The organism is Niastella sp. sgz303648, assembly GCF_059587045.1.
The window spans coordinates 462372-475368 of sequence record NZ_JCAPSW010000008.1 but is presented as its reverse complement, the minus strand read 5'-3'; the positions used below and the strand labels follow the sequence as shown (position 1 = coordinate 475368).

The 12997-nt window shown below is 42.3% G+C and carries 10 protein-coding genes; 6 read left to right on the top strand and 4 right to left on the bottom strand.

The genetic code is table 11. From position 1 onward, the window contains the following. Window positions 1–28 precede the first annotated feature (28 nt). Window positions 29–907 carry a nuclear transport factor 2 family protein gene (locus AC59IL_RS24650; RefSeq protein WP_496554870.1) on the top strand — a complete coding sequence of 293 codons (879 nt, stop codon included), beginning with the start codon at window positions 29–31 and terminating at the stop codon, window positions 905–907. 6 nt (window positions 908–913) lie between these two features. Next, window positions 914–1474, top strand: coding sequence for a thioredoxin family protein (locus tag AC59IL_RS24645; RefSeq protein WP_496554869.1), 561 nt, complete (start codon window positions 914–916; stop codon window positions 1472–1474). Here AC59IL_RS24645 and AC59IL_RS24640 read toward each other — a convergent pair. Beyond that, window positions 1455–2057 (bottom strand): methyltransferase family protein, encoded by a 603-nt coding sequence (locus tag AC59IL_RS24640; RefSeq protein ID WP_496554868.1) that lies wholly within the window; start codon window positions 2055–2057, stop codon window positions 1455–1457. The two genes, AC59IL_RS24645 and AC59IL_RS24640, sit on opposite strands and share 20 nt — an antisense overlap. A gap of 180 nt (window positions 2058–2237) precedes the next feature. Here AC59IL_RS24640 and AC59IL_RS24635 point away from each other — a divergent pair, with 180 nt between their 5' ends. From AC59IL_RS24635 to AC59IL_RS24625, 3 genes are all read left to right on the top strand, one after another. Then, complete coding sequence (locus AC59IL_RS24635; protein WP_496554867.1) at window positions 2238–4127, top strand: ABC-F family ATP-binding cassette domain-containing protein; 1890 nt, start codon at window positions 2238–2240, stop codon at window positions 4125–4127. A 99-nt stretch (window positions 4128–4226) separates the two neighbouring features. Then, window positions 4227–5753 (top strand): M28 family peptidase, encoded by a 1527-nt coding sequence (locus tag AC59IL_RS24630; RefSeq protein WP_496554866.1) that lies wholly within the window; start codon window positions 4227–4229, stop codon window positions 5751–5753. 220 nt (window positions 5754–5973) lie between these two features. Next, entirely contained in the window at window positions 5974–6798 is an 825-nt protein-coding gene (locus tag AC59IL_RS24625) for a CHRD domain-containing protein (RefSeq protein ID WP_496554865.1), read from the top strand. A 169-nt stretch (window positions 6799–6967) separates the two neighbouring features. On the opposite strand, the gene AC59IL_RS24620 is transcribed toward AC59IL_RS24625, so the two are convergent. Continuing rightward, window positions 6968–7582: a hypothetical protein gene (locus AC59IL_RS24620; RefSeq protein ID WP_496554864.1), complete on the bottom strand. Its 615-nt coding sequence runs from the start codon at window positions 7580–7582 to the stop codon at window positions 6968–6970. A 1021-nt stretch (window positions 7583–8603) separates the two neighbouring features. On the opposite strand from AC59IL_RS24620, the gene AC59IL_RS24615 reads away from it, so the two are divergent. Next, the gene (locus AC59IL_RS24615; protein WP_496554863.1) at window positions 8604–8864 is read left to right on the top strand and encodes an SDR family NAD(P)-dependent oxidoreductase; all 261 of its coding nucleotides are present in this window, start codon (window positions 8604–8606) and stop codon (window positions 8862–8864) included. Window positions 8865–8886: 22 nt separating this feature from the next. Here the strand turns inward: AC59IL_RS24615 and AC59IL_RS24610 are convergent, their stop codons facing one another. Further along, entirely contained in the window at window positions 8887–12384 is a 3498-nt protein-coding gene (locus AC59IL_RS24610) for a DUF7948 domain-containing protein (protein WP_496554862.1), read from the bottom strand. A 167-nt stretch (window positions 12385–12551) separates the two neighbouring features. Further along, a complete protein-coding gene (locus AC59IL_RS24605; protein WP_496554861.1) occupies window positions 12552–12941 on the bottom strand; it encodes a winged helix-turn-helix transcriptional regulator in 390 nt (129 codons plus the stop codon). Window positions 12942–12997: the final 56 nt, after the last annotated feature.

Genomic DNA, 12997 nt, shown 5'->3' with positions numbered 1-12997 from the left:
ACGAGCAAGATGATAAAAACTACCAATTGTGTACGAGGAGTACATACCCACCCTTGTGGTGCTTCAGGGATACGACAGGACGTATACACAGCAGTTTAATTTTACATCGCATGATCTTGCGTATTCGAACCCTTTTATGCTCGGTACCCTCACCGATATTCAACATCTGGGCAATAAAGTGCATTTTGATTATATTAAAATGCGCAACAGGATTCACGTTCCTTCAAAAGAAGACAGCACCATGCTCACAAACCTGAAGCTGGCGCAGCAGGCCGGCATAATGGTAGTAGCAGGCACCGATGCAGGCAACATCGGTACCCAGCATGCAGCTTCTTTTCACGATGAATTGCTGGCCATGCAACAGGCGGGATTAACCAATTGGGAAATTATTGTATCGGCCACCATCAATGCGGCAAAAGGATTCGGTAAAGAAAAAGATTATGGCAGTATAGAAAAAGATAAAATAGCCGATCTGTTGTTGCTCAACAGCGATCCGGTTAAAGATATAAATGTACCCGCCGCCCTGCATACCATAATTCACCACGGTGTTTTGCTCGATCCTAAAAAATTGCTGACACCCACGCCCGAAATGTTGGTACAGCAACAGTTGAATGCCTACAATGCCGGTAATATTGAGGAGTTTCTGGCGCCTTACAGCGACAGTGTGGCGATTTATGATATTTCGGGCCATTTGCAAATGAAAGGGAAAGACAACATGCGTACATCGTATTCGGGCTTCTTTAGCCACTCACCCAACCTGCATTGCCAGATCGTCAACCGCATGATACAGGGCAATACCATCATCGACCAGGAAAAAGTAACCAGCACCGGCAATAAACCAATTGAGGGTTTTGCTGTTTATAAAATAGAAAATGGCAAAATAGCAACCGTTTATTTCTTTAAATAACCTGTTATGGCACGAACACCATCTGTAATGACGCCGCTGGGCAAAAAAGCATCGGACTTTATACTGCCCGATACCGTAAGCGAAAAAGAATTGACGCTGGCCGAACTGAAAGGTAAAATGGCCACAGTAATCATGTTCATCTGCAATCATTGTCCTTTTGTAAAGCATGTAAATGAAGGGATGGTAAACCTGGCGAATGATTACAAAAACAAGGGCATTGCTTTTATTGCTATCAGTTCAAATGATGTATCGGGCTATCCCGAAGATGGACCTGAACAAATGAAACTGGTGGCCAAACAACTGAAATATCCTTTCCCTTACTTATACGATGCTTCGCAGGAAGTAGCCAAAGCATATCAGGCCGCCTGCACGCCCGACTTTTTTATTTATGACGATGACCTCATATTAGCCTACCGCGGACAATTAGATGATTCGCGCCCCGGTAATGGCATTCCTGTTACCGGATCAGATATACGCAAAGCACTGGACCATTTGTTAAAGAAAGAACCGGTACAGCAGGAGCAAAGGCCAAGTATTGGATGTAATATCAAGTGGAGGGAGAGCTGATTTTAGGTATAATCATCGGCACCCTTTGTTTATACTTTACATATTGCTCGCCAAACTGCGCTTCGAGCTTTTTTTCTTCGAGGCGGGCGCCGGCTATGGTATATGCGGTAATGATAATACAGGCCAATAAATTATTCAGAAAAGGGATCAGCAAAAACAACGACCAGATAAATAATAAAGTACCGGCATATAAAGGATGGCGAACAAAGCGGTTCATTCCGCCCAGCTCCAACGCAGCCGGAGGCTGCTTTTTAAAAAAAACACTGATGCCACTCAGTGAGAAAAAATATTTTCGAATAACAACGCCCATAATGGTAACACCCGCCAGCAATGGCAGCCATATAATCCATTTCACCCATACCGGTACAGTAAACAACAACACACTGTTCATGTTAAACTGAAAGATCAATACCAGCATCAAAGTATCCGCCGCAAATACCGAATACCCGAAGTGATAATATTTGTACTTCGCCCCCAGCCTTACCTGCATTTTTTGTTTAAACCAGTCAGTGGCCAGCACACTGTGAGATACACAAAATGCTATCCACAGTACCACAATAATGATATGATTGATTATTGACATGAATGAGCAAGCATGTTACATGTTACAGGTTACAGGTTACAAGGTACAGGTTTCAGGGGAAATCAATTAGCAACAGGCAATGGGCAATAGGCAAAAATTCAATAGCAAAGTATGTACCGCAGGGGCAATACCTGAAACCTGCACCCTGCAATTTGCAACCTGAAACCCTATCTTTGCGCCATGCATTACGTATCAGTGGAAGGACTTGGTAAGTCGTTTGGTATAAAACCACTTTTTGATAATATTTCATTTCATGTTGAAGAAGGCGATAAAATAGCCCTCGTTGCCCGCAATGGCAGCGGTAAAAGCACCCTGCTGCGAATTCTGGCCGGCAAAGAAACGGCCGATAGCGGCACCGCGTGGATCAACAAAGAAGTAACCGTTGCCCTGTTTGAGCAGGACCCTGTTTTTGACGAAAAAGGCTCGGTACTGGATAATATCTTTTATCATAATCACCCCGTCATTAACGCCATCAGGCAATATGAAGCTATAAGTGAAGAAGGGGATCCTGAAAAATTAGGCGCCGCCATTGTAAAAATGGACGAACTGGGCGCCTGGGATTTCGATGCCAAAGTAAAACAGATACTCGGCAAACTGAACATCCACCACCTGCAACAGGCTGTAAACACCCTTTCGGGCGGACAACGCAAACGCGTGGCCCTGGCCAAAACCCTGATTGATATTGGTTTTGATCATAAGCATGTTTTACTGATCATGGACGAACCTACCAACCACCTTGATATTGAAATGGTGGAATGGCTTGAAAATTATCTCGACCAGCAAAATGTAACGCTGTTGCTGGTAACACACGACCGCTATTTTCTGGATGCCGTTTGTGAAGAAATATGGGAACTCGATGGCAGTGAGCTGTTCGTATACAAAGGCGATTATCAGAATTACCTCGAAAAAAAAGTAGCCCGGCAGGAAAGTACCGCCGCCAGTATTGAAAAAGCCCGCAATACATTTCGCAAAGAACTGGAGTGGATGCGTAAGCAACCCAAAGCGCGTACTACCAAAAGCAAAAGCCGTCAGGACAATTTTTATAAGGTAGAAGCCAAAGCCAAACAGCGATTAGAAGATGCCCAGCTACAGCTGAATGTAAAAATGACCCGGTTGGGCGGTAAAGTAATAGAGTTGAAAAAAGTATACAAAAGTTATGGCGAAAAACCGATCCTCAAAGGCTTTGATTATACTTTTAAAAAAGGCGAACGCATTGGTGTAGTAGGAAAAAACGGTGTAGGTAAATCAACCTTCCTTAATATACTACAGGGCATTGAAGATGCCGACAGTGGCAAGGTAAACATAGGCGAAACGGTAATTTTTGGCAATTACTCGCAACAGGGATTAGTGCTTAAAGAAGACATGCGGGTCATTGAATTTGTAAAAGGCATGGCCGAAAACTTTCCGTTGGCCGATGGCGGTTCATTAAGCGCTGCTCAGTTTTTAGAGTTGTTTTTATTTCCGCCCGATCAGCAATACACCTATGTATCCAAACTAAGCGGTGGTGAAAAAAGAAGGCTGCATTTATTATCCATCCTGTTCCGCAACCCGAATTTTTTAATACTCGACGAACCTACCAACGACCTCGATCTGCCTACGCTCGGCGTGCTGGAGAATTTTTTAAGCGACTACCCCGGTTGTTTGCTCATTGTTTCGCACGACCGGTATTTTATGGACCGCCTCGTAGATCACATGTTCGTATTTGAAGGCGAAGGTGTGGTTCGCGACTTCCCTGGCAACTACTCGGAATACCGCATATGGTTAAAGGATAAGGAAGAAGAAGAACAGTCGGCAGCCAAAATTCCAAAACCTGAAGTTAAAGCTGAGAACAATAAACAGCCTGTCGCTGAAAAAAGGAAATTATCCTATAAAGAAAAAAGGGAATTCGAGCAATTACAGCAGGATATAGCCAACCTCGAAAAAGAAAAGCAAACCATTACCGAACAATTAAACACCGGTTCCCTGCCGTTTGATCAATTGCAGCAATTATCGGTACGCATAAGCGAAATCACCAACCTGCTCGATGAAAAGGAGATGAGGTGGCTTGAATTGAGTGAGTTTGATGCGTGATGTTCAAAACCATCAAACCATCTAACAATCCAACCATCAATAAAGGTTTTTAAATCAACGGTATTCCTGCTATTTTTGAAAGCAATCAAATAATACATCATGCGAAGAATGTTCCTGGTTGTGGCGCTTGCCGCTTCTTCTGCCGCCTGGGGCCAGAAGATAGCCGACCCTAAGCCCTTTGCCGGCAGTATAACAGCCGAAGACCTGAAAAAGCATCTGTACATAATTGCCGGCGCCGAAATGGAAGGTCGCGAAACAGCTACCGAAGGCCAGCGCAAAGCTGCTTCCTACATCGAAAACCAGTTTAAAACACTTGGTTTAGTGCCAGGTAATAACGGCAATTACCAGCTTGCTTACCCGGTTTTTCAGGATTCTCTTATCAATGCAGCCATTGACGTAAACGGAAAGCATTTTGAATTAAATACCGACTTCAGCGTCAATTTAAGCATGGCATCTTCAGGCACTTTGATGTGTGGCGAAGTGGTATTTGCCGGATACGGCATCAGCGATAGCAGCCGGAATGATTATAAAGGTGTAAGCGCACAGGGCAAAATTGTGTTGATACTACAGGGCACCCCACCTGCTACGGGAGGCAATAGTGCAGGTAACCGTGGCAGCCGCTTCAATCCGTTCGCGCTCATGGAAGCAGCCCAAAAGAACGGCGCTGCTGCTATTTTAATGGTTCAATCAAATTTTCCGCGTCGGGCGAGCATTACCAAAGGCGCCCCTTATATGAATGGATTCAGAAAAACTGTATTCCCCAATACTTACTATATATCTGAACAGGTTGCCAAAGCCATTATGGGAGCCGATTACGATACGGCCAAAGAAGCTATGAAGAACGGCAACCCGCAACCTAAATCATACGATGCAGATGTAAAACTGGAGTTCAAAAAAAATATCAATGAACTGAGCAGCACCAACGTTATTGGTTATATTGAAGGCACTGATAAAAAAGATGAATTTGTTTTTATCACAGCGCATTATGATCACCTCGGCAAGCGCGGTGATTCAGTAATTTATTATGGCGCCGACGACGATGGTTCAGGAACTGTGAGCGTGCTGGAGCTGGCAGAAGCATTTACCAAAGCAAAAGCAGCAGGTAAAGGACCGCGCCGGTCGATTGTATTTATGACTGTTTCGGGCGAAGAAAAAGGATTGTGGGGATCGGAATATTACAGCGACCATCCGCTGTTTCCGTTAAACAAAACTACTGTTGACCTGAACATCGATATGGTGGGCCGCATTGATCCCAAACGTAAAGAAGGCGATTCAACCAATTATATTTATGTAGTGGGCGACGACAAGCTTAGCAGCGACCTGCGCCCCATCAGCGAGTCGATGAATAAGAAATATTCAAAGCTTGAGCTGGATTATAAATACAATGCACCGAATGATCCTGAACGTATTTATTATCGCAGCGACCATTTCAACTTTGCCCGTAAAGGCGTTCCGATTATTTTTTACTTCAACGGCACGCACAACGATTACCATCGCCCCACCGATACCCCCGATAAAATCAACTACAACCTGATGACCAAAAGAGTGCAGTTGGTGTTTTACACCGCGTGGGAAATGGCCAATCGCAATGATATGTTGAAAAGAGATATTCCGCTTACGCAATAGAAGAAGTCAGAAGTCGGAAGTCGGAAAGATATTGCAATAAGTATGGAATTACGAAAGTTGAAGTGAAATACTTTATTTCGTAATTCCTTTTTTTATGAGATAGTGAAAAGGCTATGAAATTCGGGTTCTTCTGACATCTGACTTCCGACATCTGACTTCTGACTCAAAAAAGCAACCCGCTCCCTTACTACTTCGTATTCTTCTATAAATACTCATAAGCATGAAACGATTATTGCCCTTGCAGGCAACGGGCGCTGTATTGCTTGCATGTATGCTGCTGCAAAGCTGCAAGCACGATTCAGACAACAACGCATCTTCGATAAAAAAGTGGGGTGATGTTGAAATGAAAGCGATATATGAAGTACCGGCCCCTGCAGGCAGAAACGAAGAAGGCGAAGCAACGATTGAATTGTTTGCCAACAACTCGCTCACATACAGTTTTCATATACATAATCTTTCGCCTGGTGATGCATTAACAAACGCCCATATTCATGCAGGTGACCCGGCTACACCCGGCGGCATTCTTATTCCGTTGAATCCGGCATTTACAGGAGCCGGTGCAACGGGTACGGTTACGGGGTTACGACCAGGGCAAATAGATACATTATTAACGATGCCTGTTTACATTAATGTACATTCAACCCAGGCGCCCGGCGGATTGGTACGCGCACAGCTTGATAAAACCATTGATTATGCTGTAGATGTTGCCATGAACGGCGCCAATGAACGGCCAACACCGGTAACTACCACAGCAACCGGTTTAGCCATATTACGGTTAACCACCGATAAAACCCTGTACTCGAATGTTACAGTTAACAATCTTGAAACCAACGATACATTAACCGCATCGCATGTACACCGGGGAACAGCCGATATTGCAGGGCCCGTACGCATAACCCTGTGCGGATCGAAAGCCGATTTTGGCATCGTAAAATCACAACTGCTGGTTGATTCGCTGGTAACAATTTTGAAAAACGATGCCTGTTACACCAATGCGCACTCGAAATTAAAACCAGCCGGCATTATAAGGGGGCAGATAAGATAAACAGATGGTTCAATTGTTTGATGGCTCGATTGTTGCAATTCCGCGTAATTAAACACTCCGAATAATTGCAAACTGCCTGAAAACTGAACGATCAGCCATCAAACAATCCAACTATCAAACAATTCTGTATTTTTCATCCGATTCTTACTGGTGATGGTAAAAGTTCATTTCATGAAATATACCTGTTCAGCAGTTCGGTATATACAATCTGATCGTGAGCACCGATGGCGGCCATGCGAAACCAGCATTTTACACCTAACGGAAGATGCTTTAATGTTTTTTTGCAACGGGTACAATAGATGATTTGCCAGGTACTGTCGCTCGTCAACGGATCAGGCGTATACTGGTACAGATAGGCCTTTGCCCCTACAATCCTTTTAAGCTGCATGATTATTTCGCCATTATTACGGCCGGGCATTATTTTAAATCCGGTTGGGTTGGTTAAAGTTGTTTGACCATTGTGTTTAGCCAGATGAAACCCGCTACTGATCAATAATATTTGATTTCCTTTTGCAACATTGATAACATGCTCGCCCAACTGCCTCATTTTTTCGATCAGCCTGAGCTTGATTTTGTTTTTGAGCTCAATTTTATAAATATCTCTCGTATGCGCATCAACCATGGCAAGCCTGAACTCTTTAATTAATTCGCTTATTTCAATGACAATCGGACCGGCATCGGGAAAATATTTATTGCCGGTCATTTTGGCAACAACATTAGTAACAATCAATTGAAATTGCGGGTCGGGAATTGGTTTAAAATTCAATACCAATGGTTTTTTCATACAGCTTGTTTTAAGATCCTTTCAATTTCACTAAGCGCACGCCTATCCTGAGTCCCGCGAGTGCGGGAAAGGATCGGTAAAGCATCGAGCGTACTAAGCGAAGTCAAAATATCGAGATGCAGGTACCATGCAATTGATATCCTTCCACCCGCCAATAGGCGCGCAGCCTTCGCTAAGGACTTCGTTTACAAATTGTTTCAACGCATTTTCCTACATGCGTATTCGCAGTTATTCCCCCCGTAAAATCAAATGAATTATAAAAAGATGAGCTTAACCAGGTAAGATTGAATCAACTACTAATCATAATTGACTTTGCTTATTAAAAATAAGTAATATATGATAAATAAAAAGAAAAAATTTATCCAAACATTTATAATTATGCGAGAATAAAATTAATATTCTGATAACAATTATTCTTACTGATAAAATAATTTAAAAACACGATATCAAAAATAATAATCACCATATCAGATTTTGTTATTTATCAATCAAACTAAATAATTTCTATATAATATGTTTAATCTCTTAATGATAAACTATAATTATCGATTGAAATAAAACAATTTTTTAATTAAAAATCATAAAAGTTTTATTAAAAAAATATGATGCAGCCAGATAACATTGAAATTCAGGTGAAAAATGGAAGAAGTTTACCTTGCCCCGGTCTCTTTTCCTTGCAGAGATGGTTCGGAGGTGAATCAATTGGCAATGGACAATAAGCAATTGGCAATGCAAGATGCAGTTCCGCCTTGCCGGAATCAAATGTTGGTAAAAATGATATGGTTTTAATAAAGTCCCCGGCAAAAGCTGAAGGAGCAGATGATTTGTAATGAGAAGATTGGTAGTTATGATGTAAAATAGATATCCCGGAATATTTTTTTACAGGCCCGACGTGATTTGGAGAGCCTGGACTCGTTGGTTAGTATTCCACGTCTTTTTGTGTTAGACTTTCCTCCTTTTGGGTTATAATCCAGGCATCAGGTCAATCTACTTTTGTGTTATAACAAACGCAAAAAATCAAATGGAACTTAAAGGAAAAACAATACTGATAACAGGCGGTACAGCAGGTATCGGCCTGGAAGCTGCAAAGCAATTTTTAGCCAATGGCGCAAAAGTGATCATCACCGGCAGAAACCAGGAAAAATTGGATGAAGCCAAAAAATTATATCCTGCGTTAACTACTGGGTCAAAAGACATGCATTCCAACAGGGCATTGCAGCCCATACTCTCCCCTTTTTCATCAACAAACTTCTTACCCCTCCTGCCTTCTAATGATTGGTAGTGAGCAATTAAGAGGTAAACTTTTAATGAATAATTGCTACCGTACCCGAAATAGGCCTGGTTCCATTTTTACAATCTATTACATAAACAAAGGTTGAGGATGGCAACTCTCTGTTATTAAAAGTTCCATCCCACGGTTTAGTGTATCCTGTTGAGTAAAACACTCTTTGTCCCCATCGGTTGAATACGTTTACAATACAGTTCGGGTATGCGTCGAGACCGCTTATGTGCCAGGTGTCATTTTTGCCATCGTGGTTTGGGGAAAACGCGTTGGGTACATGCACATCAACTACAACCTCAACCAAAATGTTTTTTGTATTTGAACAGCCTTTTTCAGAAGTAGCAGTTACAGTATATTCCTGTGAATTCTTCGGCCATACATAAGGATTAGGTACGGTATTATCGCTGATATTTACCGGTGGGGTCCAAAGATAGCTGGAAATATCTGATCCTGTAACCTGTAGCTGAATCGAATCATTCCTGTGTATGACAGGTTTTTGTGGAGTAATATTTAAAGCCGGAAGCGGATAAATGTCTATGCCCATCTTATTGGAAGCCACTGTTCCGGGAACTACGCAAGTGCTTTTATCCGGAATCAGAAAACATTGCACTATATCACCCGCAGATAAATTGCTTGTGCTAAAGTTTGGCTCGGTGCCAACTGGTTTTCCATTGATCATCCACTGGTAAGTTTGATTCCTGCCGCCGTTCATTGTTTCTGAAGTGAAAGTCACTTCGGTCCCTGCACAAACGCTATTTACAGATGATTTTATGTTAATTGAAGGAGTACTTCGCGGCGTTATTGCTACTGTGAGCTCATTTGACCGGACTGTAGTAACCGGGTTACAGGAGAATTGATTGGTTAAAATGCATGAAATAATATCTCCATCGGCAAGGTCGCTGGAGGAAAATACAGGACTATTGGTGCCGGCATCAATGCCATTAATCTTCCACTGATACACAGGTGCAGTTCCCTGATTACCTGGTACTGCGGTAAAAACTATCGGGGTGCCTTTGCAAATGCTGCCAACCGGTGCCTGGCTTATTGAGATAGCCGGAATTACAGAAGGTAGTATTGAAACGGTGATGTTATTTGAATTAGCGGAAGGATTTATTATACAGTTAGAGTTGGCAGTAACACTGCAACTAACGATATCGCCATTTTTAAAATTGGAAGCAGTAAATGTACTTTTATTGGTACCGGCAATGACCCCGTTTACTTTCCATTGATAAACAGGATTGGCGCCGCCATTAATAACCTGAGCGGTAAAAGTAAGCGGCGTTCCGCTACATACAGCGCCATTATTCGTTGTATTAATGGTACAGGAAACTGTTGACGATTGAATATTTTCACTGAACATAGCCACATACATATCCTGATTGTGATTCCAGGTTTCCTGAACCGCCCCACAGGTGGCTATAGCCTGGGTCTGCATTGTTTCACCACAGGCATACACATTTCCGGCATCATCGGTCACAACAGACTCACCAACGTTTACGGCACACAACGATGCACCCTTTCCATAATAAGTGCCCCAAACCTGGGGCCCATTCTTATTTAGTTTAGCAATATAAGGCCCGCTACAACCAGGAAAAGCCGGTTGATAGGAATTTGCAGTTGTGATATGTTGGGTTGAACTTGTTGTACCCGTAATTATTACATTGTTATTGGCATCTATTGCTATGCCATTGACATATTCCTGGCCTTCGCCGCCATAATAGGTACCCCAAATGCGGCTGCCACTGCCGGAAAATTTTGCTACAAACCCATCCCCGCTACCTCCTGAATAGGTTGTAAGGTACGTTCCCGGGGTGCTGATGCCGCTTGTAGAAAGCGTAAAACCTCCAATGATCACGTTGTTTTCATGGTCGCAGACAATCGCCTGTGAATAATCTTCGTTGTTGCCACCATAATAAGTTGCCCATCGCCTGTTGCCGGCATTGTCAAAGCTAACCAGCAACGCTTCATCACTTGCGCCATTAGGGGTTGTAAATACATTGGTTTGATATGCACCGGGAGAAGCAAGTCCGGAAGAATAAGCAATACCGCTTGCGTAAATATTTCCGTTACCGTCGAGGTCCATCGCGTAAAACCGGTCGAAGTCAAGCCCCCCATAATAAGTACCCCATATACGGTTCCCGTTAACATCAAACTTTACCAGCAGGGCATCGCCCTGATGCAGTGGTTGAGCATCACTGCCATAGCTTGTTTGAAAAGCGCCGGGGGTGACAATAGAATTCAATGAATGCGTCCAGCCAGCGATAAAAATATTATTGGCAGCATCTATTCTTACTGCATGTAAATAATCAACATCCGTTCCTCCGTAATAAGTTGCCCATATTCTGTTGCCAGCGGAATTGAATTTAACAAGAAAACCATCTCGTCCATAGCTTGTTCCGTTTCCATGCGTGGTTTGGAAACTGCCAGGTGTTGCAATGCCGGTTTTTGAATCGGTGATCCCCACTGCAAAAATATTTCCTGATTTATCTGTACATATACCAAATATTGCATCACTTTGATCACCGCCGTAATAAGTCATCCAGATCAATTTGCCGGAAGCATCAAATTTACCAAGCATAGCGTCTGAAAAACCCGCAAAAACAGACTGGTAAGAACCTGCTGTAGCAAGATTTGGATTGTCTGATCCTCCCCCTACAAGGATATTTCCATCCGGGCTCCGCGTTATACTATAGGCCCAGTCATTGTTGTAACCGCCATAATAAGTACCCCAAACTAAATCAGGAACGGGATCAATGATCAAGGTTTGGCTTTTATCATAAGAAGGGATGCGAAACCCATAAATACCGTTGCCATGGTTTATGTAAGAAACATTAACTGCAACATTTGTTTTCTTGATTGCCATGCCAGACTCTTTTTCATTATTTAGAAAACTGGCAGGAATTTTCTCTTCAAGCTGTCCACCTCTTACTTTAATGGAAATTTTTTTATTGACAATATGGGAAGCAGCGCCTTTATATTGGAGCCTTATTTTGGAAGAGTTTGCCCCCGGACGTACAATAAAATTGTATTCAAACCCGCGTTGTGTAGCTCCATTTCCCGTTGTAAATACCAGATCAATGCCAGGATAAATATCTTTATAAATTATTTGCTGGTATTGAAAAACCCTGATCGGCTCTGTGTTACCCGGTAAATAACAGGTTATATAGTGAGCCGATTTGTAAACAGGAATAATAGCAGGATTAGGATTTGAGCCTGGGAAAGATATGTCGACCCTGTGAAAGCGAAATACAGTAGAATCCGCAGGTGTGTTTGGGTATGCTTTTGCATCATGCTGAACAGGCGTGTACTTATTCGATATCATTTCATATGTGTCATAACTAAAGCTATTCTTACGCAATTGAATATTCATTCCGGCCGTATGCAGAATATATTTAACATCCTTATTGCTCTTATGAAATTGATCATACACCTGTCCCTTATTTTCGGTAAACCCGGTTTTTAATGCAGGCAAAAAAGTGGCAGCGCCTGAATTCTGCCCATACGATTTAAAACCTGGCATAAGAGTTATAATAGAAAAAAACACAATACTACAGTAGGCGGCTGGGGTAATTTTCATAAAATACAAAATCGGATAAAAATAATAAAAAAAGTAATTGATGACCGTGGAGTTGGTAGGTGCGTAGATTCGGCTGATAAGTGTGTCGTTAGAGGGAAAAACTGTACTTTTCACTTTATGAACTTCTCCAGTTCCGTTCGATGGTCTTCGCCCCATTGAGCTGTAGTATTAATAGCAGGAATAATCGTTTCTCCCAGCGCTGTTAATGAATATTCTACTATTAATGGACGTTTAGAATAGATGGTTTTTGAAATTAAACCATGTGCCATCAACTCTTTGAGCTGGGAATCTAAAACCCTTCTCGAAGCTTCTGATATCGCTTTGTGAATTTCACTTGGACGCTTATAGCCTGAATGAATACACCAAATCAAACTAATTTTCCATTTTCCGTTCATTACAGCCAAAAACAACTGTAATCCGCAGTCATTGGACACTGGTATCTTTTTTTGATACATAGCTTTTACCGGAATTTTAAATATCAAAGATTGTTTATATCGCATCTGCTGCCAAAGGAGGATAAATTTATCCGTGCTTTGGCAGCATTATTCATCAATCT

What these genes read in the sequence shown, in the direction of transcription:
- AC59IL_RS24635 (WP_496554867.1), top strand. Translation starts at nt 2,238, where the DNA reads ATGCATTACGTATCAGTGGAAGGACTTGGTAAGTCGTTTGGTATAAAA.
- AC59IL_RS24610 (WP_496554862.1), bottom strand. Translation starts at nt 12,384, where the DNA reads ATGCCAGGTTTTAAATCGTATGGGCAGAATTCAGGCGCTGCCACTTTT.
- AC59IL_RS24640 (WP_496554868.1), bottom strand. Translation starts at nt 2,057, where the DNA reads ATGTCAATAATCAATCATATCATTATTGTGGTACTGTGGATAGCATTT.
- AC59IL_RS24620 (WP_496554864.1), bottom strand. Translation starts at nt 7,582, where the DNA reads ATGAAAAAACCATTGGTATTGAATTTTAAACCAATTCCCGACCCGCAA.
- AC59IL_RS24625 (WP_496554865.1), top strand. Translation starts at nt 5,974, where the DNA reads ATGAAACGATTATTGCCCTTGCAGGCAACGGGCGCTGTATTGCTTGCA.
- AC59IL_RS24615 (WP_496554863.1), top strand. Translation starts at nt 8,604, where the DNA reads ATGGAACTTAAAGGAAAAACAATACTGATAACAGGCGGTACAGCAGGT.
- AC59IL_RS24645 (WP_496554869.1), top strand. Translation starts at nt 914, where the DNA reads ATGGCACGAACACCATCTGTAATGACGCCGCTGGGCAAAAAAGCATCG.
- AC59IL_RS24605 (WP_496554861.1), bottom strand. Translation starts at nt 12,941, where the DNA reads ATGCGATATAAACAATCTTTGATATTTAAAATTCCGGTAAAAGCTATG.
- AC59IL_RS24630 (WP_496554866.1), top strand. Translation starts at nt 4,227, where the DNA reads ATGCGAAGAATGTTCCTGGTTGTGGCGCTTGCCGCTTCTTCTGCCGCC.